23 protein-coding genes, 1 pseudogene and 1 riboswitch are annotated in these 25,575 nt (G+C 38.8%); of the genes and pseudogenes, 19 read left to right on the top strand and 5 right to left on the bottom strand.

The window, feature by feature from the left end:
* Positions 1 to 11: 11 nt before the first annotated feature.
* From G343_RS0111190 to G343_RS0111175, 4 genes are all read right to left on the bottom strand, one after another.
* The gene (locus tag G343_RS0111190) at positions 12 to 1,028 is read right to left on the bottom strand and encodes a C4-dicarboxylate TRAP transporter substrate-binding protein (RefSeq protein WP_020008238.1); all 1,017 of its coding nucleotides are present in this window, start codon (positions 1,026 to 1,028) and stop codon (positions 12 to 14) included.
* 314 nt (positions 1,029 to 1,342) lie between these two features.
* Positions 1,343 to 2,440, bottom strand: a complete 1,098-nt coding sequence (locus tag G343_RS14630) for a mandelate racemase/muconate lactonizing enzyme family protein (RefSeq protein WP_020008237.1) — start codon at positions 2,438 to 2,440, stop codon at positions 1,343 to 1,345.
* Positions 2,437 to 3,348, bottom strand: a complete 912-nt coding sequence (locus tag G343_RS0111180; protein ID WP_020008236.1) for a fumarylacetoacetate hydrolase family protein — start codon at positions 3,346 to 3,348, stop codon at positions 2,437 to 2,439. Before G343_RS0111180 ends, G343_RS14630 begins: the two co-directional genes overlap by 4 nt.
* 20 nt (positions 3,349 to 3,368) lie before the next feature.
* The gene (locus G343_RS0111175) at positions 3,369 to 4,142 is read right to left on the bottom strand and encodes an SDR family NAD(P)-dependent oxidoreductase (RefSeq protein WP_020008235.1); all 774 of its coding nucleotides are present in this window, start codon (positions 4,140 to 4,142) and stop codon (positions 3,369 to 3,371) included.
* Between the two features lie 154 nt (positions 4,143 to 4,296).
* Between G343_RS0111175 and G343_RS15035 the strand changes: the two genes are divergently transcribed.
* The 10 genes and pseudogenes from G343_RS15035 (at position 4,297) to tenpIN (ending at position 13,911) form a co-directional block, all read left to right on the top strand.
* The gene (locus G343_RS15035) at positions 4,297 to 5,160 is read left to right on the top strand and encodes a helix-turn-helix transcriptional regulator (protein ID WP_020008234.1); all 864 of its coding nucleotides are present in this window, start codon (positions 4,297 to 4,299) and stop codon (positions 5,158 to 5,160) included.
* Between the two features lie 249 nt (positions 5,161 to 5,409).
* Positions 5,410 to 5,714 (top strand): annotated as a pseudogene (locus tag G343_RS15970) (S-methyl thiohydantoin desulfurase domain-containing protein).
* A gap of 20 nt (positions 5,715 to 5,734) precedes the next feature.
* Positions 5,735 to 6,082, top strand: a complete 348-nt coding sequence (locus tag G343_RS0111160; protein WP_020008232.1) for a hypothetical protein — start codon at positions 5,735 to 5,737, stop codon at positions 6,080 to 6,082.
* A 226-nt stretch (positions 6,083 to 6,308) separates the two neighbouring features.
* Positions 6,309 to 7,604 (top strand): 4-aminobutyrate--2-oxoglutarate transaminase, encoded by a 1,296-nt coding sequence (gene gabT / locus G343_RS0111155; protein ID WP_020008231.1) that lies wholly within the window; start codon positions 6,309 to 6,311, stop codon positions 7,602 to 7,604.
* Positions 7,605 to 7,658: 54 nt separating this feature from the next.
* Entirely contained in the window at positions 7,659 to 7,862 is a 204-nt protein-coding gene (locus G343_RS0111150; RefSeq protein ID WP_020008230.1) for a hypothetical protein, read from the top strand.
* Positions 7,862 to 9,457: a sodium:solute symporter family protein gene (locus G343_RS0111145; protein ID WP_020008229.1), complete on the top strand. Its 1,596-nt coding sequence runs from the start codon at positions 7,862 to 7,864 to the stop codon at positions 9,455 to 9,457. The genes G343_RS0111150 and G343_RS0111145 overlap by 1 nt, the downstream gene beginning before the upstream one ends.
* Before the next feature lie 15 nt (positions 9,458 to 9,472).
* Positions 9,473 to 10,717: a M20 family metallo-hydrolase gene (locus G343_RS0111140; RefSeq protein WP_020008228.1), complete on the top strand. Its 1,245-nt coding sequence runs from the start codon at positions 9,473 to 9,475 to the stop codon at positions 10,715 to 10,717.
* A 15-nt stretch (positions 10,718 to 10,732) separates the two neighbouring features.
* Positions 10,733 to 11,998 (top strand): ArgE/DapE family deacylase, encoded by a 1,266-nt coding sequence (locus G343_RS0111135; RefSeq protein ID WP_020008227.1) that lies wholly within the window; start codon positions 10,733 to 10,735, stop codon positions 11,996 to 11,998.
* Positions 11,999 to 12,155: 157 nt separating this feature from the next.
* A complete protein-coding gene (locus G343_RS0111130) occupies positions 12,156 to 13,163 on the top strand; it encodes an LLM class flavin-dependent oxidoreductase (RefSeq protein WP_020008226.1) in 1,008 nt (335 codons plus the stop codon).
* A 262-nt stretch (positions 13,164 to 13,425) separates the two neighbouring features.
* Entirely contained in the window at positions 13,426 to 13,911 is a 486-nt protein-coding gene (gene tenpIN / locus G343_RS0111125; RefSeq protein ID WP_020008225.1) for a type III toxin-antitoxin system TenpIN family toxin, read from the top strand.
* Between the two features lie 259 nt (positions 13,912 to 14,170).
* Here the strand turns inward: tenpIN and G343_RS0111120 are convergent, their stop codons facing one another.
* Entirely contained in the window at positions 14,171 to 15,058 is an 888-nt protein-coding gene (locus tag G343_RS0111120; RefSeq protein ID WP_020008224.1) for an RluA family pseudouridine synthase, read from the bottom strand.
* Positions 15,059 to 15,348: 290 nt separating this feature from the next.
* Here G343_RS0111120 and G343_RS0111115 point away from each other — a divergent pair, with 290 nt between their 5' ends.
* The 9 genes from G343_RS0111115 (at position 15,349) to G343_RS0111075 (ending at position 25,567) form a co-directional block, all read left to right on the top strand.
* Positions 15,349 to 16,365 carry a DctP family TRAP transporter solute-binding subunit gene (locus tag G343_RS0111115; RefSeq protein WP_020008223.1) on the top strand — a complete coding sequence of 339 codons (1,017 nt, stop codon included), beginning with the start codon at positions 15,349 to 15,351 and terminating at the stop codon, positions 16,363 to 16,365.
* Between the two features lie 39 nt (positions 16,366 to 16,404).
* Positions 16,405 to 16,881: a TRAP transporter small permease gene (locus G343_RS14615; RefSeq protein ID WP_020008222.1), complete on the top strand. Its 477-nt coding sequence runs from the start codon at positions 16,405 to 16,407 to the stop codon at positions 16,879 to 16,881.
* Positions 16,878 to 18,161 (top strand): TRAP transporter large permease, encoded by a 1,284-nt coding sequence (locus tag G343_RS0111105; protein ID WP_020008221.1) that lies wholly within the window; start codon positions 16,878 to 16,880, stop codon positions 18,159 to 18,161. The genes G343_RS14615 and G343_RS0111105 overlap by 4 nt, the downstream gene beginning before the upstream one ends.
* Positions 18,162 to 18,176: 15 nt before the next feature.
* Positions 18,177 to 18,512, top strand: a complete 336-nt coding sequence (locus tag G343_RS0111100; protein ID WP_020008220.1) for a cupin domain-containing protein — start codon at positions 18,177 to 18,179, stop codon at positions 18,510 to 18,512.
* Positions 18,513 to 19,046: 534 nt separating this feature from the next.
* Entirely contained in the window at positions 19,047 to 20,426 is a 1,380-nt protein-coding gene (locus G343_RS0111095) for a sodium/glutamate symporter (protein WP_020008219.1), read from the top strand.
* 316 nt (positions 20,427 to 20,742) lie between these two features.
* Positions 20,743 to 21,600, top strand: a complete 858-nt coding sequence (locus G343_RS0111090; RefSeq protein WP_020008218.1) for a MurR/RpiR family transcriptional regulator — start codon at positions 20,743 to 20,745, stop codon at positions 21,598 to 21,600.
* A 154-nt stretch (positions 21,601 to 21,754) separates the two neighbouring features.
* Positions 21,755 to 22,915, top strand: a complete 1,161-nt coding sequence (locus tag G343_RS0111085; RefSeq protein WP_020008217.1) for an NAD(P)/FAD-dependent oxidoreductase — start codon at positions 21,755 to 21,757, stop codon at positions 22,913 to 22,915.
* Positions 22,916 to 23,131: 216 nt separating this feature from the next.
* Positions 23,132 to 23,246, top strand: a riboswitch (SAM riboswitch).
* 149 nt (positions 23,247 to 23,395) lie between these two features.
* Positions 23,396 to 24,805, top strand: a complete 1,410-nt coding sequence (locus G343_RS0111080) for a YfcC family protein (protein WP_020008216.1) — start codon at positions 23,396 to 23,398, stop codon at positions 24,803 to 24,805.
* A 78-nt stretch (positions 24,806 to 24,883) separates the two neighbouring features.
* Positions 24,884 to 25,567 carry a TcaA 3rd/4th domain-containing protein gene (locus G343_RS0111075; RefSeq protein WP_020008215.1) on the top strand — a complete coding sequence of 228 codons (684 nt, stop codon included), beginning with the start codon at positions 24,884 to 24,886 and terminating at the stop codon, positions 25,565 to 25,567.
* The last annotated feature ends 8 nt before the right edge of the window (positions 25,568 to 25,575 follow it).

Raw genomic sequence — 25,575 nt, 5'->3', positions numbered from 1 at the left:
TACTCCTCCTACTATGATTCTTTTTCATCTAATAAATTTTGTACATGGTCATATAAACCATCACTCCAGGAAGGTATTGAATCATAGACATCTTCAGATTCCTCTGCAAAAAGATTTTGATTCACTTCATGAATGTTCATCCCATTTTCCTCTAAATTTTGAAGGGTTTCTCTTTCCTCTTCTTTAACTAACTTTTGTCCATATTCACCAGCTTCCATAGACGTTTCTTTTAAAATTTGCTCTAAATCATTTGGTAGGTCAGAAACAACAGACGAGCTACCAACCCACGATGCAATTACTGTCATATGGCCTGTCAAAGATAAATGATTTGTTACTTCATGAGTTCTAGATCCAGTAAGGACTGGAAGGGGGTTTTCAGCGCCATCAACGACTCCTTGATTTAAAGAACTATATAAATCTCCCAATGGCATAGATGTTGGGGAGGCTCCCATTTCAGAGAAAGAACGAGTATACAACATATTGTCTGGCACTCTTATTCTCATACCTTGAAGATCTTCTGGGGTTTTCACTGGGTTTTGCGTCATCATATGTCTGTCACCATACAATGTATTTTTGGATATCATTTCTAAACCGAAATCATTTCTAAGATCATTTTCTAAACCCTCAAACCAGTTTGTTTCAGTTAAATAGAACAAGTCTTCTTCATCTTCCGTTAGATAAGGGGCATTTAATATGCCAAAGTCTGGCACATAATCCATCAGAAAATCGTAAGCAGTAAGAACAATAATGTTATTACCGTTAATTGCCATTTCGATCATATCGGCTTCATCCCCTAATTGCGAGCTAGGGTAAAGATTTAGTTCAAGACGTCCATCACTTCTATCCTCCGCTAATTCTTTCCATTTTTCTGCTTGTTTGTGGATAGGTTCATCTGTGTTATTTCCATATGCTATATTTAAAGTATGGACTTCTCCCTGTGTTTCTTCCCCTTGTGTCTCTTCTTTTTTTGTGCAACTTGCTGTAAAAAGAAGAAGAGCTATCAAAATATAAAATATAGATTGTTTCAAAAGTAATTGACACCTCCAAGTAAACGCTTCCAAAAATAGTGAATATTGATTTAACTTGTACCAATAATTGCGGATAATTTCGCCACTGTTTATGGAAGTATTTACCAGAATTAATAAAAACTCTTGTATACTTAGTAGTGGGCATGCCTGTGGTGAATTTATATAGACTCTAACTCTATTTAAGTATACTCTTGTAAGTAGGACTAAAGTTTTAATGAGAAACATCTGGATTTACTGATCGTAAACCCAGTGTTTTTATTAGAAAAGGAACGATAAGTGGTTATACTCTCATTGTTAAGTAAATTTGAATATAATTAGTTGACTTGATATTTTTCTAAGATAGAATCTTTTAATTTACATCCAAGGCCAGACTCTTGTGGAAGTGTATAGTAGCCATTTACAACTTGAATAGGATCTTCCCAAATTTCAGAAAGTGATTTATAACAGTTTTCGACCATAGGTACATTTGATGATACTGCAGCTAATTGGACATGTAATTTTTGTTGGATATTTGTATGAGGAATAACCTCAAGATCATAACAACGAGCTAATGCAGCTACATCCAACCACTCGTCAATACCTGAGAGTTTTGTAACATCAGCTTGGACAATATCTACAGCCCCAGCTTCGATATAATCTCGAAAATCGTATTTTGTATATATTGTTTCTCCCACAGCAATAGGTATGTCAATGTTTCTTGCGAGTCTAGCATGGTCTTTTTTATTAAAAGGGTTCATAGGTTCTTCTAGCCAGTAAATATCAAGATCTTGCATTTTCTTTCCCCATGTTCTAGCTGTCTTTAAATCCCAAACTGTATTTACATCAGTCATCAACTTAACATGTTCTGGGATAGCATTTTTTACGGCTTTAACTCTTTCATAATCTTCACGAGGATCTGGTTTTCCTAGCTTCATTTTTACTGCATCAAAGCCATGGTCAATTAACTGGTTCATATCGGAAATAAGTTCATCGGTCGATGTTTCTAACCAGCCGCCATCTGTGTTATAAGCTTTTACTTTCTCTTTTACGGGACCAAGATATTTCCATAGCGGCAGTTGAACGTCTTTTAAACGAATATCCCAAAGAGCAAGATTTATAGCACAAAGAGCAACACGTGTTACTCCAACTTGCCCAATAAAATGGTTCGTATAGTGTAATTCATTTAATATGTTTTTATACATCAGTGGATTTTTATCTATTAGTAATGAGGCATAGTTATCGTCGATAATAGTTTGGACTGCCCGTGTACCTTTTGTATAATTCCAATTAAACCCCCAACCTGACACTCCTTCATCTGTATCCAAACGTACAACAACAAATTCAACGGAATCTAATTTAGTTTGTGAATCAGTAATAGCCTTTTGACCTAGCGGTATATCTAATAAGTATGTTTCTACATTTGTAATCTTCATTCTTTTCTGCTCCTTGATTTTGAAATAAATTTATTATTGAGTGTACCTAAACTTTCAATATTAATTGTTACAAAATCACCATCTTGGAGATAATTTTGTTTTTCTTTTGGCTCACCTAATACTACTCCTTCAGGAGTTCCCGTAAGAATGACGTCTCCTGGCGTCAGCGTCATATGTTGGGACACATAACTAATAATCTGCGCGCAAGTGAATATCATGTCAGATGTGTTTGAATCTTGACGAATTTCATTGTTTACAAGAGTTTGGATCCTTAAATTTTGTGGATTCTTAATTTCTTCGGCAGTAGTAAGGTATGGTCCTATTGGTGTGAAATCGTCACAAGTTTTTCCAAGCAACCATTGTGGTGTACGCATCTGAAGATCACGAGCCGACAAATCATTAGAAGGTGTATAACCAAATACGTAATTTAAAGCCTCATCTTCTGAGACGTTTTTGGCAGTTTCACCTATAATTAGTGCTAGCTCAACTTCGTAATCTAATTTATCAGTTACTTCTGGAATTTTAATATCGTGCTTGTGGCCGGTCAAAGTGTTATTAAATTTACTAAAGAGAATGGGAACCTCTGGAAAAGATGCCCCTGTTTCATCTGCATGTTTTTGATAGTTTAAACCAATACATATAATTTTTTCTGGTCGTGATACAGATGGCCCAAATCGAACGCTTTGTTCTTTGTAGACATATGGTTTATCTGCTTGTTTAGCCAACTCTTTTACATAATTACTTAGTACTTTTAATAAGGATCCATTAGAATTCATGTATTTATCTAACGTTAGTGGAATATTTTCATCTGGATATTCTTGTAAAGCTTCAGCTATGTTAATAACATAACCATCATCATAGACACCTAATTGCTCAGTATTATTATTTAATAAATTACACAGTTTCAATATAAAACCTCCATAATATTTTATGCATTTTTACCAAAAACAACGCCTCCATCGATATATAAAGGAGAACCCATAATAAATTTAGATTGATCTGAAGCCAAAAATAAAGCTGCATTAGCCACATCTTCAGGTTTGCCTAGTTCTCCAGAAAGTTGACGTTGTTTAACTTTATTAATAGCGGCATCAGGGTCAGAAGATTTACTCAAGTACCCCTCGACAAATGGAGTATAAATTGTACCCGGTAATAGAGCATTTACTTTAATATTGTCGGGAGCATAATCCACTTGCATAGATTTTGTCATTGATAAGACTGCCCCTTTAGTTGCTGCATAAGCAGTACGTTCGGAAAGTCCCATCTCTGCTACGCAGGAAGACATGTTAATAATTGAACCGACCTGTCTTTTCATCATATGTGGAAGCACATACTTACTAGTAAGAAATACTCCTTTTATATTGACGTCAACGATATTATCCCAATCATGCTCTTCAATGTTATGAAGAGGGCCAACGTTACTAATGCCTGCATTATTAAATAAAACATCAATCTTTCCATATTTTTCAATGACAGCGCTTACCATTTTTTCAGTAGAAATAGCATCAGTTACATCTGCTTGGATAAAATATGCCTCATTTCCATGATTATGAATCATATCTACTGTCTCTTCTCCTTTTGTCTCATCAACATCATTAACAACAACAATTGCTCCTTTTTCAGCAAATAACAAAGCTGTTTCACGGCCAATACCAGAGCCAGAACCTGTGATAATTGTTATTTTGTTTTGTAATTCTTTCACAATGATTTCCTCCTTTATTATTCTTTTTATTTAGAATATTTAACTCTGTATGATATGCTATTTCTTAAGATTATATCAGTTGTTTTAAGGTATTATAATGTATTATATAGTTTAAAATATACCTTATTTTAATATTAGGGTTAAGGAGGTAAAAATGAAACCTGTACACAAACCATTGACATATGAAGGAAATCTTCCATTCTCATTCGTGTATCGTAGACCAAAAGAAAGAAAAGAAGAGTGGCCAAATCATTTACATGAATGGTGGGAGCTAATTTATATTCATACAGGCGAAGCAACTTTTTTTATTGACCAGCATATTATTTATTTGAAAAAAGGAGATTTAATATTTGTACCGCCAAATATTATTCACAGAACAATGATAAAAGTTAATCAAGTACTTACTACTTCTGTTCTGTATTTATTTCCAACTCATTTTATAGATAATAATATTAACCGTAACCTTTTATTTGACCTTTTTAGAAGATCTGAAAGAAAACAAAAATTTCGTTATTTTATTCCTATCGAAAAGCAAGATACAGTAGAAAAATATTTAAATTTGATAAATTTAGAAAAAAAGAATGAAAACCCTTTCTGGGAAGAAGCTGCATTTACTCATATTATTCAATTAATGATTCAATTGCACCGATGGGAAGATGTATTTGACAGCGGAGTGGATGAATCTCCAACCAATCCACCTTGGTTAAACATCGTTATTGAATATATAGATGAGCATTTACATGAGACAGTTCGTTTAAAAGATCTATCCGACCAAATATATATGAGCTCTGTATATTTCAGTAAAAAATTTAAGCAAACTGTAGGTATGACAGTGAGTGATTTCCTAATTAAGAAACGTACTTTAAAAGCTAAAGAATTACTAAGGGAATCAGATGCAAATGTCCAAGAAGTGGCTGAACTATCTGGGTACCATAGTATACCTTACTTTCATCGAACTTTTAAAAAGTTAGTAGGGAAGACACCAACTGAATATAGGAAAGATAATTTAAAAACCTAATTCTAGCATGAGTTTCATACACCTTTCTTCAGAATATTGTTATGACAGTCTTTACAGGGATTTTAGTGTATAAACCAAGTATGGCTACTATTAGAAAGCAAAAGTTGGCAAGTATACATACTGGCAAAGCGTTGAATCAAGGCGGGTCAACTGCAACCCCCGTGCGTTCGTTATCATGCATTTAGGAACATAGACCCATTGAATGCAATAGATGGAATATGGACCGAGATAATTGCACGCGCTGCAACGATGACAATGGGCGGCTCACTTGCTGAACGCTATCTACCCGATACAGGGTCACAAGTGAAAAATTCATCAATAATAGGCTCGCTGTCCCTGGAAGAAAGTATGGGGGATATCATTATCAATTCGAAAACCCCTATCAAAAATTTAAAAGAAAAGCTCAATGGCCACATACTTTTTAATGGAAAATTGTAGATGTTGAAAGGAAAACAGATGGTGGATTTGTCAGAGGCAGGGCATTATTCGAAGGGTTAAATGAGGACGCGGGAGCTGAGAGTGTACTGGAATTCCAAAATGAAAATTTAATTTGACTGGTTGAAGGAAATCCAAGATGTCAGTGGTCTTTGTTGGCGGGGGCAGTGCGCTAATTAAAGGTGACATAGAAGGTGCGAGTGAAGTGTTCAACCCTGACAATGGAGGCGTAGCAAATGCGATTGGATCTGCAATATCGGATATTAGTGGTGAGATAGAAAAGATATATAATATAGACCCTTCAAAAAGACAAGAGATCATAGCGGAAATCAAAGAATATGCTGTGGAAGAAGCGGTTAAAGCCGGTGCTGATGGAGATCAAACAGAAATAATTAGTTTCGAAGACGTCCCCCTTGCTTATTTACCAGGTAATGCCACCCGCATTAAAGTTAAAGCATCAGGTCCGCTTAAACAAATAAAGACATAATTAAGATATTTATACTAGATAGGCGACACTTAGTTGGACAGTTTCGTTAAGGGTTTTTGGAAGCGATAATGATAAACAGAAAATTCAATGGATGCGTATCAAGGACCTATAGTAGGTCCTTGATTTATATCTGGTCCCCAAATTTTTTTAAAATTGGTGCTTTTAATTGGAACAATTTATGACATAATAGTCTGTAAATTCAAAATTTGAAAGGGGTTTCAATAAAATGAATTATAGTACAAAGGAACTACAACAAAAAAGAGAAGAATATATACCAAAAGGCGTTTCAAATGCAAATGTAAGTATCGCAGACTATGGAGAAGGAGCGACTGTCACCGATTTAGATGGGAATAAATGGATAGATTTTGCTGGAGCAATTGGGACTTTAAATGTTGGCCATCGTCATCCTAAAGTGACCGAAGCGGTGAAAAATCAGGCAGATAAATTTTTACATCCTGGTTTTAACGTCATCATGTATGAAAGTTATATAAAACTTGCCGAAAAATTATGTAATATTACTCCAGGTGAATTTGAGAAACAGGCACTGTTTTCAAACTCCGGTGCTGAAGCTATTGAAAATGCAGTAAAAGTTTCGAGGAAATACACTGGCAGACAGGCAGTCGTTTCTTTTGATAAAGGATTTCATGGCAGAACGAATTTAACAATGGGATTAACGAGTAAAGTTAAGCCTTATAAATATGAATTTGGCCCGTTTGCTTCAGAATTATATAAAGCGCCGTATCCTGATTTGGCGAACAAACCGGAACAAATGACTGAGGATGAATATATAGATTTTATCATTGAAGAATTTAATAAGGTTTTTGTCTCCCATGTGGATCCGCAAACTGTTTCATGTGTCATACTGGAACCGGTGCAGGGAGAAGGCGGATTTATTATTCCTCCGCAGAAATTTGTTAGGTATGTCAAAGACTTTTGTAATGACAACGGGATTGTATTTGTAGCCGATGAAATACAAACCGGTTTTGGGCGTACTGGCTCTATGTTCGCAGTCGAACAATTTGATGTCGTCCCAGATCTTATGGCTCTATCTAAATCTTTAGCAGCTGGCTTGCCTTTAAGTGCGGTTGTCGGAAAAAAGGAGATTTTGAATGCAGCATCTCCAGGAGAATTAGGAGGCACTTACGCTGGGAATCCAGTCGCATGTGCCGCGGCCCTGGCAGTAATTGACACAATTGAAGAAGAAAATTTAGTAGATAAGTCTGAAAGCATCGGGGAGAGAATAGAAGCGAAACTTAAGCAATTTAAAGAAAAGTATTCTTTTATCGGAGATATTCGTAGAATGGGTTCGATGGCAGCAATGGAAGTGGTTGATCCGGATAATGACAACATGCCGGATAAACAAAAAACAGGTCAAATCGCCCAATATGCGCATAATCATGGGCTTCTATTGTTAACGGCAGGGATAAATGGAAACGTCATACGCTTTTTAACGCCGCTTGTCATTACAGATGAAGAACTGGACAGTGGATTCAGAATTTTGGAAGCGGGATTAAATCAATAGGAAGGGAACGAGTGGACATATTTAAAAACTCATGAATAAAAGGGGCCAAAATGAATGAATGTTGATGTATTAATTCTCTTCATTAATGCGACGTTAGTCACTGTAATCTCATGTGCAGCAGTGATTGGGATCTTAAAGAAACAATATTTACCTGTCATTAAAGAGGAAGAAGAGAAATTAAAGCACGCTCAAAATCAAGAGGAAAATAGTAATACCACTAACAAAGACACTAAACGTGACCAAGGGGAGGGATACTGATGGCAGCGGGAATAATGATTGCAGTACTCGCGATATATGTCGGTGTGGCCATTGTACTAATCAGATACGTCAAAACTGAAGATGACTTTTATACCATGGGCGGCCGAGGCTCTACCCTGCTAATAGTGGGTACTTTAGCAGCAACCTATTTAAGTGCCACGACACTATTGGGCATCGCTGGACAATCCTATGCTGAGGGGCCGTTAGTTATCTCTGCGCTGGGTTCATTTGGTGCATGGATTGGGACCTTGCTTGCAGTCATATATGTAGGCAGGAAAATGAAAGCATATGGGAGTACGACGATGCCTGATTTTTTCGACAAGCGCTATAACAACAAATGGGTCAGTATCGTCGCCATATTAATAATGATTGTCGGTTTGATCGGTTATGGGGTCATCCAGTTTATCGGTGCTGGAATCGTTTTAAGTGAAGTGACGGGGATTGATTACAGATGGATTGTCATTCTGTTTACTTTGGCTATGTTAGCTTTTACAGCCATCGGCGGAATGTACGGCATCGTGGTCACAGATACTTTGATGTTTTTCACTATGCTGACCATATCAGTCGTTATTGCACCCTTACTTATCGGACAGGCCGGGTTTGAACAAATGAAAGGACTGGCGGAAAGTTTACCTGGGTACTGGTCAATCGGCGGCACAGAAGATAGGCATATCGGATGGTCAATTTCACAGTTTCTTGTTTGGATTCTGTTTTTTGCCTGTATACCCGCCTTAGTTTCACGTGTGTTTCCAGCCAAAAACGACTTCGTCATTTTAAAAGTTGCGATCATTGGTGTATTTTTCGCGCCCTTTATGCAACTGACTGTGTTTCTCGCAGCAGCAGCTGTCAGAGTTTTAGATCCGAATATTACAGATACAGATTACGCAATGGTAACAGGTTTCTTGGACTTCACGCCTCCAGCTGTGGCTGGTATCGGTCTGGCAGCATTGATGGCATCCATAATGTCCACAGCTTCAACGCTTTTTGTGCTGGTCGGTTTTGCATTGTCCAGAGACCTTTATGAAAGATTGTTGAATAAAAAAATGAACACTAGACAAAGCTTGAATGCTGCAAGAGTGGGTCAGATTATCGTTGCAATTGTAGTATGTGCAATTACGCTCGCACGGCCCTCAGCGATATACTGGATTTCTATTTATGCTGGATCGATCTTTGCTGTCGGGTGGCTGCCGACGATTGTGGCTTCATTCGAATGGAAACGAATGAACAGCAAGGCGGCGATGGCCAGTATGATCGTTGGTGTCCTATCTTTTGTGGGGATCGGTGAAATTGCTAGATTGGGATGGATCCAGTTACCAGAAGGCGTAGATGAACTGATGATCGCTTTGGTGTTTTCCATAGGCATATTAATCATTGTTGGATTTTCCACGAAACCGAACCAGTATGAAATAGACTATTATCATACAATGAAAGCGACCAGCATGTCTAAAATTACGATAAAAGAATTTTTGAGTAAGCCCGACGGTCTGGCCAAGATCAAGAAGCAATATAAACAGATCTATACGATTGCCATAATTATGACTGTTATTACTGTAGCTGTATGGGGGTATCTTTTCCTCATGTTTGGCTTTAATTAAACGAGGTGAACACACATGAACACGAATTCGGTTACGATAGACTTCAAACGTTTTAAACAGACTTTGGAATCAAGTTCTGATATTGGTAAAGTGAAAGATACAGGGTTATATCGTTTGGCGCTGTCTGATGAAGATAAAAAAATGCGTGATTTGTTTAAGAAATGGATGGAAGCAGATGGATTAAACGTCAGGATAGATGATGCAGGTAATATGTATGGCAGAAGAAAAGGAGAACAAGACCTTCCTCCAGTGCTGATTGGTTCTCATTTGGATACGCAGCCATTTGGCGGCCGTTATGATGGTATTGTAGGTGTTTTGTTGTCTCTAGAAGTCATCAGGACATTAAATGACAATGATATAAAAACGAAACGACCGATAGAAATCGTTAATTTTACCAACGAAGAGGGTGCGAGATTTAAGCCGCCGATGATGGCTTCAGGATTTTTAGTTCAACAATTCAGTCAAGACTTTGTGTATTCACGGATTGATACAGACGGCTTGCGATTTGGTGATCAACTGGAGCGGATCGGTTATAAAGGGAGTCCGGAAAATCGAATTAAAGATATTCATTCTTTCGTTGAAGTTCACATCGAACAAGGGCCTAAACTAGAACAAACAGGTAGTGATATTGGTGTTGTGAAAGGGATCCAAGGGATGAATTGGTTTGAAATCACAATCAATGGACATTCAAATCATGCGGGGTCGACGCCGATGCACCTTAGGAAAGACGCATTGATGGCAGCTGCAGAGATGATTCATAAACTTGAACAGAAAACGGCTGACCAATCACTGCTTTTAACGATTGGCAAGTTTGAAACTTCACCAGGATCTGTGAATGTGATACCGGAACAAGTAAAGTTTTCTTTAGATATTCGTTCTGACAATGATACGGTAAGAAATACATTTATCAATGAAGTGAAAACAGAGATGAAAGAAATATCGCGCCGCAGAGAGGCACAGATTGATATTCAGGATACATGGACGTCGCCGACTGTAAATTTTGATCCAGCCCTCTTGGATATTATAGATTACAATTCAAAAAAACTTGGACTCAAATCTTTAAATCTCATGAGCGGGGCAGGGCATGATGCCAGATATATCAGTGAAATCGCACCGACTGCTATGATATTCACACCTAGTGTGAATGGTATCAGTCATGATATTTCTGAGTATACAACGGATGACGATATTTATAATTGTGGAAACCTATATCTTGGAGTCGTTTGTGAATTGGCCAATAGAGATAAACTTACTGAGTAGGAGGCGTGTTTTAATATGCAGATGAATGACGTTCTTGAACAGTCTATTGAAAAATTATGGCAAGAAGAACTGCTGTTTTTAAAAACGCTCGGGTCTTATGAAAGTACATTGGGAAATGAAAGAAACATCCAGTACTTCATTGAGGAATATTTGAAAGGGATGGATCTAAAAACAGATTCATTCGATGTAGAACCCAGTAGAATATCCAATTATAAAAATTATGGAAAACCTGAGTGGGGGTATAACAATCGTCCTGTGATGGCAGGCACTTTTAAAGCTGATGAAGGATCATCAGGCAGAAGTCTAATTCTCCAATCGCATATCGATGTGGTAGATGCAGGGCCACGCAGCCATTGGGACACTGATCCATATACCCCTGCAATACGCAATGGCAAAATGTATGGCCGGGGCATCCTGGATATGAAAGGGGGGCTGGCCGCTAATATATTCGCCTTAAAAGCGATTGAAAAGGCGGGTATCAAACTCAATGGTGATATTCAGATCCAAACCGTTATAGAAGAAGAAGTGACTGGTAACGGGGCATTAGCACTATTGGATGCCGGTTATGTAGCGGACGGGGCTCTCATACCTGAACCCACTCAGCATAGAATTTTAACTTCCCAAGTTGGCGTTATATATATGAGAGTGACTGTAACGGGAGCTGGCGCTCATGTTGAAAAAGCAGACCAAGCACAAAATGCGATTATGAAAGCTTATAAAATGATTGAATCTCTGGAAAAATACAGGCGATATATCAATGATCAGAAAAAACACGCTGCTTTTAAAGAACATCCGCATCCGTTAAATGTAAATGTCGGTAAAATAATTGGCGGAGATTGGGTATCAAATGTGCCGGTCGAATGTACATTTGAAGCAAGAGTTGGTTTTTATCCTGGAACTGAACCATCAGATGTACAAAAAGAAGTGCAAGAATGGCTGATTAAACACTGTGAATCTGATGAATGGTTGAAAGATCACCTGCCTGAAATAGAATTTTTTGGATTCAATGCTCAAGGTTTTGAAATGAATAAGAACAGTGACTTATATAAAAGTTTATCTGACAGTCATTATTTAGTAGACGATGAAGAGGTGAAGGACCTTCCATTCACAGCTACCACGGATGTCAGGGTGTTTGATGAATTCGATATTCCTGTGACTTGCTATGGTCCATTTGGGGGTAATATGCACGCGCCCAATGAGTTTATAGATTTAAACAGTCTGAAACAAACTACAAGAACCATCGCGTATTTTATCATTGATTGGTGTAATCGAAGCAAATAAAGCTACCAGAGTCTTAATCTTTTACTTCTACGTGAGAAAAGTTCCACCAGTCTCAATCATTTGAGGGCGCCTTTAAATAATGGTACGGTTTTTAATAGAGATTTTATCTGTTAAATAATTCTAAAGGAATTAATTCACATAAAGGAGAACGGATTCAATGACCCAACATGTACCATTAAACTTGCTCGAACTTGTAAGCATTTCCGAAAACCAGACGGTACGGGAAGCGATTGAGGCCGCCATGGAAAATGCCCAGCTGATAGATAAACTCGGATTCAAGCGGCTCTGGTTTGCGGAGCATCATAATACGAAAAGTCTGGCCTCTGCATCAACTGCACAGTTGATTGCGATGGCAGCGGACAGGACTGAAAATATCAACGTGGGTTCTGGCGGCATCATGCTGCCGAACCATTCACCGCTGCAGGTAGCCGAGAATTTCGGCACGATTGCCCAGATGCATCCGGACCGGGTCGACCTCGGTCTCGGACGGGCACCGGGGACGGATGGAAAAACGTCCCAGCTCATTACGCGTACAAACAGCGATGCTCAGACGTTTGCGAATTCAATATACGACATGATGGGCTGGTTCAGTGACGAAGGCCTCGGGAAAAGTACCCCTGTCTCTTCGACCGTCGGCACCGGTACGAACATACCCATCTGGGTGCTCGGCTCAAGCATGAACGGTGCCTCCATCGCCGGTCAGCTCGGTCTGCCTTACTCCATTGCGACCCATTTTGCAGCGGACGACTACAAACAGAAAATCGAGACGTACCGTTCAGCATTCAAGACATCCGCACCGACGGCACAGATTGATGCCCCTTATGTCATGGCGGGTATAAACGTCGTTGTTGCGCCGACGGACGAAGAAGCGGAAAAGATCTGGACGACGACACAGATGATGCTGGCCGATATGTACTCTGGTCAGCAGCGTCAGCTGCAGCCGCCGGTCGATCCCGAAGAACTGGGATCAGAACAGCAAAGAGCCAAGATGGATGGCATGTTCAGCTTAAAAGCCGTTGGTTCGCCTGAAACAGTCCGCAAGAAATTGGAAGCATTCGTGGAAGATTCCGGGGCGGATGAGCTGATCGTCGTAACCTATACCTATGACCCGGAAAAACGGAAGCAGTCGATGGAACTGCTTGCCGACCTCTGGTTCGAGGATTGATCATATGCAGAAGACAGAGAAATAAAGGCTAATCTATAAATTACATTTAATGATTGCTTTTTGACCTATAATAGTAAATGGTTTATAATGTAATTAATATGAAGTGGTGGCAGGGTTAGCCCCACGTTAAAAACAGAAAACCCAATGTATGAAGTGGTGGCAGGGTTAGCCCCACGTTAAAAACAGAAAACCCAATGTATGATTTGTACAGGACCTGAAATACGGTCCTTTTTTTATAAAAAATAACATTACAGAGGGTAAAATGGGAGACAATCATTCGATTATACTGAGGCAATTAACAAAAAGATTTTATGAAGAAAATAACTTAATTGAGATGTTGGATGCACATTTTGATAAGGGGCGAGGTTACGGCGTACTTCTCGTAAAAATTATAGGTTATCAATTTGCTATTCTCCTAAGGTCGAACATGCATATCGGTCATAAAGATGGATATACTACGAGAATTCATCATAAAAATGGTAAATCATACAGACATGGTTTGGATTTTTCTAAGGCAGTTATTATTAAAGAGCAGTCCTACATAAGTTCCGAGCCGTTTATGTTAGATAAGAAAAGTGACTTTGTGAAAATTAGAAAATCAGAGCACCATATCATAACAACATTTGAAAAATACGTTAATAGATATACAGAAGCTGTGAGAGAGGAGGACATAAACATATTAAAATCCTATCGGTTCTCTACTCTTCAAAATTATCACAAAGAATTAAATATTTTAGATAGACAGTAAACAACTACTGAATAATGGCCATGTTAATTTTCTTGATAAAAGAGTGTATATATAATGGCAGTCTGCTGCTATTAAAGCATATACTTCAAAAGGATTGAAATCCACATTGTTGCACATCTAGCCACATCAGAGATAAGTGTCTTTTTTGCTAGTGTCTATGAATGTCTATATTTAAATTGTTGTTTATGAGTTGTCCCCAAAGTTGGAATAAAAAACCAATTTTGGGGGCGTTCTTTTGGAACCCCCTGGCAGCAGCCAATCAAAATTTGCGCGTAAACGATGTTGGAATTTTTGACTCGAAGCGCAGGGTTTCACCAGTGACAGGATGTGTGAACGCAATGGAATGGGCGTGTAATCCAAGTCTGCCAATAACATTACTGCGAGACCCATATTTTTTATCGCCGACGACCGGATGACCTAAGTCTTTCATATGGACACGGATTTGATTTTTACGTCCGGTTTCTAAATTCACTTGCAGTAACGATAAGTCACGATTGGATTTTAAAACTGTGTAGTGGGTCACCGCTTTTTGTCCCTTATTTGGACGCGGGCTGGAGCGCATCGTGAGCGTTTTATCTTCTGTCAGCCAGGAAGTGATGGTGTCATCCTTTTTCACGGTCCCTTCAACAAGTGCGATATACGCCCGTTCCGGAACGACTTCATGCCAGGCATTTTGCAGGGACTGTTGAATCTTTTTACTTTTAGCAAACAGCATCACGCCGGAAGTGTCACGGTCCAATCGATGCACGACAAAAATCCGGTTTTTAGCATGAATGCGTTGGACATACTCTGTCAGTTGTCGATAGGCTGTCATATGGCGCTCTTTTTCTGATGCGATTGACAGCAGACCCGCTTCTTTATCAATCACGATCATGACGTCATCTTCATATAAGATCTTAATCCCTGTCATTTGCGCTTTATAGTTAGTGCCGTGTGAATGAATTTGAACACGGTCTCCGGGCTGGAGGGATTCATTGAACTGGGTCGTCGCTTCTTTGTTTACAACGACTTGTCCGCGGCCCAAAACTTTTTTCACCGCTTTCCGGCTTCGTGACGGCATCATTTTAAATAAGAAATTCAGCAGCTCTGTTGATTCTTCAACAATCCATTCAGCTTCCGGTCCGTTTGACCTATCTTTTTTCTTCATCATAAATTCCTCTGTTTCATATCATTTTCATTTAAATACTAGCTTCCATAGAAGTGATTACAATCTAATACTACTATATTAAAAGCTGTATAGAAATGAATTTTTAAGAATCGGCAGGTGATAAAGTGCGAATTGAAAATTCCTTAGCAGGATAAAAATGTGATTTTAAATATTAGTATAGTAATACATATATACTAATATTTATTAATACAATATTGACATAATTCCTGTTTTAGATTAATATTTTGTATATTATATACAAAAATGAACTAATAAGCGGGGAGGATACCATGTCGAAAAAATATTTAATACTGCCTTTGTCTATTCTTTTAATATTTGTTCTATCCGGGTGCAGTGCTTCAAATGAGGGGGAAGCGGCCCAGGATACAGTGACACTGCAATTGGGTCATGCACTTTCCCCAGGGACCCCGGCTTCGGATAATATTGAGGCACTCGCTCAGACAGTTGAAGAAAAGACGGAGGGCAGAGTGACTTTTGATATATATGGTAACGGCCAGCTGGGTTCAGAAACGGAAATGCTCGAACAGATGAAAATCGGTTCGATGCAGGCCGGTGCGATCATGGTGGGCTCCATGCAGTATTTGGATCAAAGAATGGCTATAGAAGATCTGCCATATATGTGGGAGGATGTTGAACATGCAAGACAAGCGTATCAAGGGGAATTTGGTGACTATCTGGCAGATATCATGGCTGAGGAAGGAATGACCCAGATTGGTTATATGGAGTGGGGGAACCGGCATATCACCAATAACCAGAGACCAATTGTTGAGCCTGAAGATCTGGAAGGGATGAAGATCAGGGTGGCTGAAACGGCGCTCAGAGTCGATGCTTTTGATCAGGTGGGTGCGCTCCCGACGGTCATGGCTTTCAGTGAAGTATACGGTGCACTGCAGCAGGGGGCGCTGGATGCCCAGGAAAATCCGCTGGCTAATATCGTTGCGCCACAGCTTTATGAAGTCCAGGATTATCTCTCTTTAACCGGACATTTTTATAATACCGTGATGCTCACTGTAAATACCGACACTTGGGAACAGATTTCAGAATCGGATCAGCAGATTATATTAAATGAAACTGAAAAAGCATCAGATCAAGTGATTGAAGAAAATGATGCGGCTGAAAAAGAGTACCTGGCTGAGCTTGAAGAATATGGCGTCCAGATTAACGATAATGTGGATACTGATGCCTTCAGGGAAGCAATGCTGCCGATATATGAAGAATGGGAAAACGAAGTCTTCGGTGAAGAATTGATGGAGATTTATAATGAAGCATCCGGTTGGGAAGAATGATGATTCTTCCTGCCCTTTAATATAAGGAGCATCTTACATATGAAACTGACAAAAATACTTGTTAAAACATTGACATGGCTGTGCATCATTGCCATTACACTGCTGACAGCGATTGTTCTGCTTCAGGTCATTTCAAGATTCTTAAACATTTTTATACCGGGCACTGAAGAACTGGCAAGGCTTTTGATTGTATGGCTGACATTTTTGGGAAGCAGCCTCGCCATCTATGAAAAGCGGCATCTGGCAGTGAATTACTTCGTGAGAAAGGTTCGCCGGAACAATCGAAAATTCGTCTATATTTTTGTCAATCTCCTCCTCGTTGGATTTTACGGTGTGCTGACTGTCTACGGATTCACTCTGTCCATAGCATCCATGTCGTCATCGTCTCCGGCACTGCAGATGCCGATGGGAGTATTTTATCTTGCATTGCCGGTCAGCGGATTGTTTTCATTGTATTTCATATTCATAGGCATGAAGCAATCTCCAACTGAAGCGGAAGGAGATGGCGCCCTATGATGATGATCGGCATACTGATCATATTTTTCGGATTGCTGTTTTTAGGCATGCCGATTGCATATGTCATTGGCATTGTTGCGATCGCCATGCTGCTGATGGGCGGTGTCCCGCTGGAAATATTGATCCAAAGAATGTTTGCAGGGGTGAATAATTTCTCCTATCTGGCGCTGCCGCTATTTATACTCGCGGGGAGCATCATGGCACAAGGCGGGCTGACCCGACGTCTGATGGCTTTTTCAAGTGCGGTCGTCGGACGGCTGACCGGCGGCACAGCCATAACGACTGTCGTTACGACGGCATTGTTTGGGGCCGTTTCAGGCTCTACAGTAGCAACAACCTATGCGGTCGGGTCAGTTCTGGTGCCCAGACTGCAGGAAGAACGCTACAGCAACTCGTTTATCGCCAGTATTATCGGCCCGGCTGGTGTGCTTGGACTCATCATCCCGCCGAGTATCACGATGGTGATCCTGGGGATTACAGCAAATATTTCAATCGGCAGTTTATTCATGGCAGGTATCATTCCGGGTGTTCTGTTAACACTGGCGTTATGTCTCTATGTTGCGTTCATTGCTAAGAGAGAGGGTTACGGGGAGATTAAGACCGGGAAAGTAACGGGGAATGAATTATGGCAGACAGGCAAAACAGCTTTCTTCCCGCTCCTTACACCTGTTTTTATCATTGGCAGTATATTTGCCGGGCTGGCGACAGCCACTGAAGCTGCTGTAATTGCAGTGGCCTACGGCCTGATTCTCTCAATGATCTATGGGGAGCTGAATTTCAAAAAGTATAAGGATATCATGGCTTCATCTGCAGTGACATCCGCAACCATCCTTATCATCATCTCCGCGGCCAATGCATTTACATACGTGCTGACCGTGAATCAGATCCCGGCGATGATCACTGATTTCTTTCTGGAGTTTGCGGCTTCACCGCTCATGTTCCTGCTGATCGTATCAGTGATACTGCTCATATTGGGCACACTCACAGAAGTCACTTCTCTGATCATTTTACTCAGTCCAATATTTATGCCGATTGCAGCAGAATATGGTATTGATCCCATTCACTTCGGCATGGTGCTGATCATGAACTTCGCTTTGGCAAACATTACACCGCCAGTCGGACTTTCCCTGATTGCCGGCTGCAACGTTACCGACAGGAAAATGGGCATAGAAGAAACGCTGCCGTATATTCTGCATGTCTTGGCGATTGTGGGAATCATGGTCCTGCTCATCATTTTCTTCCCGGCGATCTCGACATTCCTGCCAGGATTATTTGGATAGAACGGAGGATCGAATATGATATATAAAGAAAGAGACGCGGATAGCCATCAAAATCTGCACAGCGGTAAAGGTGAGGTGGCCATCAACAAGCTGCTCGGGAAAAATGACGTGGAAGGCCTTGACCTTTTCGCCACAGTCACTGTTCCGCCCGGGGGCAGTATTGGATACCATCAGCATCTGGAGGATTCTGAAGGATATTACATTTTGTCAGGTGCCGCTGAGTTCACCGATGCGGATGGTAAAACAAAAGCAGTGGAGCGTGGGGATCTATGTCTGATCACCCAGGGACAATCCCATGGAATTAAAAACATTGGGGAGACAGAACTAAAAATTCTAGCCATTGTATTTTGAATATCGATCATATCAATCACCTCTATCCTTTTGGTAGAGGTGATTTTTATAGTGTTCTTCAATATGGATGTTTCCTGGTGTTGAAAGGCCGCAGGCAGGAAATGTTAGATAACGGCACGAGTATCTATTACAGTTATAAATTTAATCATGGATAATTCATTGATTATTTTGATTTTTATGATAAAATGATTTTATAAATTCATAAATATATTAAAATGAATCATTTGAACCAAATAAAGTTTTAGCAGTTATTACTAAATCTTTCATTAAATTTAAAAAATTATATGGAAGATATTGATGTAATGAAAAAACTATAAATTGTTTAATAAATGCGTGAAATTGAGGAGTGATAATTAGTAAGAATTTTATTGTAATGTTGAAGCAGTTTAAATTTCCCATTTTTTAAGTGAATTTAGAGATAGTTTTAAAAAACCTGAGAATAGCTGACAAACAAAAGGGGCTAAACTAAAAGTATAATAATATTTATTTGAAATTAAAGGTAAATTTCAAAATTAAAAAAGGGGTGTATGGTGTATGTTTCCACTTGAAACAATTGAATCCGAAAGTCTAAATACTTTACTTTTTTACACAGCTTGTCTGGGAATTTTATTATTAATTGGAGTAATAATACGCATTAAATTAAAAATTTTCAAGAGGCTAATTATACCAGCTTCATTAATTGCTGGTTTCATTGGATTAATCTTAGGACCGCATATATTGGGTCTTATACCTGTTGAAATGATGGATACTTGGTCAGGATATGCCGGTGTACTTATAGCGATTGTTTTCGCACCTATGCTCATAGGAATTGAAATTAATGTTAAGAGATTCAAAGAAACACAAGCTGTTTCACAGCTAATGTATTCATGGGGTACAAGTTTAATCCAGTGGGGGATTCCATTAGTACTCATGGGTTTGATTTTCACCCCGATTTTTGGAGTAGATCCCTTATTTGGTACGTTAGTTGAAATAGGGTGGTCAGGTGGTCATGGAACTGCCGGAGGCATGGTAGGAGTATTTGAGGAACTAAATTGGTCAGATGGTGGATCATTGGGCTTAACAACAGCTACGATTGGTTTACTAGTAGGAATAATTGCAGGGACTATAATTATTAATTATGGAGTCAGAAAAGGTTATACTCGATACATGACTAAACGTGATACTGTTGTCCAATCAGACAAACCCGATATTATACCAAGTTCTGATCAACAACCTTCTTCAGTTTCTACAATTCAATCAGAAATTGTTGACGGGTATGGGTTTCATCTTGCGATAATTTCTGTAGCAGTTATTATAGGATGGATTTTACAAGATATAATAGAAAGTTTTATACCTGGTATGCCATTATTTCCTTTAGCAATGATCGGTGGATTTATTGTTGGCATAATGTTAAAAAGAACAAATTTTTACGAAGCTGTAGACCTAGAAACATTTCGACGCATACAAGGATTTGCTTTAGATTTTCTTATTGTTTCAGCAGTTGCTACCATTAGTATTCCAGTAGTTGTTGATTATTTTGTACCATTATTAATTATGTCGATAGTTATGTTAGTTACTATGATTTCCTTCTTTTTTTACGTTGGACCTCGATTGTTTGAAAAGGACTGGTTCGAGCATTCTATTATATTGTTTGGTACAGCTTGTGGAGTAGCTGCTGTAGGTTACATGCTATTAAGAATGGTAGATCCAAAGTTACAATCAGATGCTTTTATTGCATATGGTTTAAGAGCGCCATTTACAAGTCCATTTGCAGGCGGAGGGCTGGTAACTGCATCTATACCTATTTTAACAGTTTCCTTTGGTGCATTAGGTGTGGGTGTTACCAGTATTATAATAATGCTCTTAATATTTATCTTTGCTAAATTTGTGGGGATATTTGGCCGACATGATAATACTTTTTTTACTAAAAATTAAAAAGTTATGAAATAATATCATAAGAGCAAAATTGATGTTAGGAGACTTAACATTTTCTAATAATTAATTGTTGATAAAGGTTATGTTGAAATTTTAGAAAAAAGGGAAGTAACCCTCTGTGAATTTGGTTATATTTTACATTAACTGCCGCTTTCTTTAAATCTATATCAAACATGCAAGTAAACACTGAATACAATTTGGCAGATTAGATTATTTTGTATATATGAATATATTTAAAAATAATAAACCATAAGAGAAGAATGGGAATTTTATTAACGAAATGTGAGCTGAAGTTAATAAAGAAAGAAGGTAAAGCATGCCCTCGGAAAAATTATTTTTAGATTTAGTTAAGCAGAAAAATAAAAATTTAACTAAGTCTGAGAAGTTGGTTGTTGATTATATACTCAAAAATAAAGAGCATTCATCATATATATCTGCAGGTAAAATTAGTGAGAATGTAGGCGTTGGGGAATCAACTGTGGTTAGATTAGCTCAGTCTTTAGGTTACGCTAACTTTTCTCAGATGAAATCTTCTATGCAAGAAGAATTTATCAACCATCAATTAAACAAGAGAATGGAACAAGTAAATCAAACGATTGATAAAAATAATATTCTCTTTCACAGCATGAACGCGGATGTTTCCAATATACAACAAACATTGGATAATATTAATACCTATGATTTTGAAGCTGTTGTTCATTTGCTTGGTAAAGCAGCAAATATTTATTCTTTAGGTTATAGATCTTCTATCGCTGATGCCCATTATCTGGGGGTTTCGCTTAAAAAAATGTTAGGTAATACGTTTCCTATTACTTCTAATGGTGTAATGTTGGATCATTGCCTGCAAACAGCGGATGAAGAATGTGTTATAGTTGCTTTTTCTTTTCCCCGATATACAAAACAAACAATTGAAATAGCAGATTATTTGAAAAGAAATAATAAAGTAAATTTAGTTTCTATAACGGATAGTATCAAAAGTCCATTAGTAGAAATCAGTGATTATGTGTTTATAGCTTCCAGTAACTCTTTTGGACCATTATATTCACATGTCTCAAGTATGACATTAATAAATGCTCTAGTAGCATCAGTGGGCCAAAAATATCCAGAAAGAGTCGAAAAAAATTTAAACATGGAAGAAGAAGATGTTGCTAATAGAAGAATTTTTTATCTCTAAATTGTATCAGCCAGTTATTTGTTTTTACTACTGATTATTCATTCTACAATTTTCTTTAGTCTGAATTCATGAAAGTAAGTTCTTGTACTTTAAATTGTTTTAAGTATATCTTGTTTGTAATTATAGTAATATTAAATGAGAGGAAATGGATATTATGATAAACGAAGTGATAGTAATTGGCGGGGGGATTATTGGATCTTCTATAACCTATCATTTGGCTCAGGAAGGTATTAAGGTTACATTAATCGAAAAAGGCAGCATAGGAAATACTGGAGCAGCATCAAAAGCATCTGCAGGCGGTTTAAGGGAAAATGATAGAGATTCTCGGGAATTATCTTTAGCACAAGCGAGTCTTAAAAGATGGTCAGAGTTAGAACACGAACTTAATGCAGATATTGAATATTCACCTGTCGGACAACTAAAATTATTTAAAGAAGCTCATTCGAAAAATCAAGTAAAAGAAATAATAGATGATAACAAAAACAATGGGATCGAGTCGTATTTATTAGATAAAAATTCAATAGCAAACGAACATCCAAGCATATCTTCTGATTTTCCATATGGTATTTTTTATCCGAACGGAGGTCATGCTAACTCTCTATTAGCTACAACAGCTTTTGCTAATGCTGCAAAAAGTTTAGGTGCAATAATTAAAACAGGCGAACAAGTTTTGAATATTTCATACCAAAACGGAGAGGTCATTGGTGTGAAAACACAAAATGACCTTATTCCATGTGATGCAGTTGTAAACGCGGCAGGAATATGGTCTGAGGTTTTGCATAATTCACTACAAACAGAGTATAAGTTGCCAATTAAACCGAGAATTCCTCAAATGTCTGCAACCTTTCCTGCCCCTCAATTAATCAATACAGTAATTAGTGTCGAAGGGACAAAACTATCATTAAAACAAACGAAAGACGGAAAGTTAAGAGCAGGCGGCGGTTATGATAGTGGTCCTGGTCATAATAAATTTACTGGCACATATTCAGAGAAGAGTTTGACAGAACAAAGGAAGGCGGTTCTTTCAGTCCTTCCTGAAGCTCAAAGCTATGCAGTTGATTTCACATATAATGGCGCTGAAGCAGAATCTATTGATGGTGTCCCAATTATTGGCGGTGTTCCTGATCTAAAAAATTATTTCCTTGCTACTGGTTTTAGCGGGCATGGTTTTACATTGGCACCGGCAATAGGTCAGTATATCGCTGAGTTAATTCAGGATAAAGAGAATACTTTGACAATAAACGGCTTAAATATAGAAAGATTTAGAGATGGAGCTAAGTTTTACGAAAACCGAGGCAGAGGACATCCAGGATAGATAATAGAATTAAGCGTCAAAAAGTTCAAAAGATTCTTATAGGCATTTGACGGTGTAGTAATTCCATAGATATAAACTAACATTGGGGAGACAGAATTGAAAATTCTTGCCATTGTATTTTGAATATCGAGCGTATACATTTGTATCGGACGTTGACAAAATAATTGATCACGTTTAAAATTTTTTAATATTGAAGTAAATCAAATTTTATAATGATTCTTATCAAGAGCGACTAAGGGACAGGCCCGATGATGTCCGGCAACCTTCTTGTTAAAAGAAACGGTGCCAATTCCTGTGGAATAACTTTTTTGCGTATTCCTGGAGATAAGGTGAATTGATATTTAGCCTCTTGTTTGTTGAAAGAGGCTTTTTTTAATGTATAAGCTTATCTTAAAAGAACGGTCACACAGTAGGATCAGAACAAATATTTCGGGGGCTTCAGAAAATCATCAATGATATTTAACGAAAGGGTGAATAAGCATGAATGATGAGAGTAAAAGGAAAAAGTTATTGGATCGCATTCCCCATCCATTGGCATTATTATTTTTTATAGTCGTCGCTGCATCTGTTTTAACGTATATTATTCCGGCAGGATCATACGACAGGGAGACCGTGGATGATGCCACCCGGACCATTCCCGGGTCATTCGAATATGGCGCGGGCAACCCTGTGGGTATTATGGATCTGTTCACTGCAATTCCAGAAGGCTTTCAGGAAATGGCTGACATCGTCTTTATCACGTTCGCTGCGGCGATGATGTTCGGGCTTTTGGAAAAGACAGGGATGCTTGAAAATACGGTCGGCACATTGATTCGTAAAATCGGTATGAAAAGACGTTTCCTCATTGTGGTGATTATGACATTCGTCTACGGTTTTTTCGGGATTTTTGTCGGTCTTGAAAATAATATTGCTCTCATTCCAATCGCTGTTTTACTAAGTGTTTCCATCGGCGGGGATGCAATGCTCGGTGCAGGTATTGGAATAGGAGGCGTGCTTGTCGGATTCGGGCTGTCCCCATTCAACCCATACACTGTGGGGGTTGGGCACAGGATAGCGGAGCTGCCGCTTTTTTCGGGCTGGTTTTTCAGAAGTGTTTTAGTGGCGTTGGTTTTATCTGTACTGGCTTATTATAATGTCAGGTATTTTAAAAGGATTTTAAAGGATGAGAAAAACAGCTTGGCTCATGATATTGAAACGGGGGATATGCAACTGACTCAGCCGCTGGGTTCGTATCGAATGAGAAAAAAAGATATTGCGATGTTATTTGTGTTTATCTTAGGCTTTGCTGTTATGTTAACCGGTATTTTTACCCAGGGCTGGTATATTAATGAAGTTGCGGCGATATTTCTCATGATTGGTATCGTATGCGGAATCATTGCTGGGATGAATTCCAGCCAGATCGCTGATACATTTTCAAAAGCGCTTGAACCCAGTGCACTAGCAGCCATACTGATCGGTGTTGCAATGGCGACGCAAGTAGTCATGAACCAAGGAAATATCAGTGATACGATTGCTTATGTTCTGACTTCGGTGCTGGAGCATTCGCCAACCACGCTGGCCGCTGTATTTATGACAATATCACAATCGATTATTAATATTCTCATTCCAAGCGGCAGCGGTCAGGCGTTAGTGACACTGCCAATTATGATCCCTGTCGGTGATATGCTGGATATTACGCGGCAAACAGCGATTTTAGCTTTTCAAATCGGTGATGGAATTACAAATTTATTTTCCCCTACATTGGGCGGTTTAATGGCAATGCTCGGTTTATGTAAAGTGCCTTATGGCAGATGGCTCCGGTATATTGTGCCATTTGTGATTATAGCGCTTTTCATCTCCTGGTTTGCCTTAGTCATCAGTGTCTTGGTGAACTGGGGTGGATCAATCTAAACATGATTTAAAACATCGGATGCTGTCATTAATATGTTTCTTATATGCCGGTGAGATTTCAGTGAAAATGTGACTTCTATGGTTTTTGAAGATATTTCTGAAGAAAATATCACTGTGACTGTGAATGATGAAGCCGTTGAGGTCGATTTAAATGATTATGAAAACAGGGTCGGGCCTTACGCTTTTGATGAGGAAATCGAGGTGGGTGCCACGCTGGAATACGCGGATGAAACATTTGAAAGCAGCACTGAAACTGTACAAGTCAGTCCTGACGAAGCAGAAAGCAGCTATTCAATGGCAGGTACAGCACCGGTTCACGGCGTAGCGCTTGAATTTGATGAAGACGCGATCACTGAAGCTGGCGAGACTGAACGCAATCAAGCACAATTGGAAGATGAACGCGAACAGTTTGAAGCGGAGATGGAAGATAATGTTGAAACGTTCGTCACGGATTATCTATTGGCACTTGAAATGATGTATATGTTCGATGATATCAATGAAGTGGATGAATTTGTCGATGAAGATTCTGATACATATACAAATCTTCAAGATAACCTGGATAGCGGTACATTTGAGGGCATGGATATATCTAATATCAGTTTCTCTAATTTTTCACAAGATGGAGATACCATTACGATTGATGTGGCAATTGAAAGAGATTATGACAGTTTAGAATCTCCGATAGACATTAAGACCCGTTACACAGTGGCGTATGATTCTGAAGAAGTGGAACTGGAAATCGCGGGCTTTGAAGATCTGTGATCCATGAC

The organism is Salinicoccus albus DSM 19776 (genome assembly GCF_000385175.1).
Classification (GTDB): Bacteria; Bacillota; Bacilli; order Staphylococcales; family Salinicoccaceae; genus Salinicoccus; species Salinicoccus albus.
This window is presented reverse-complemented; position numbering and strand designations above follow the sequence as displayed.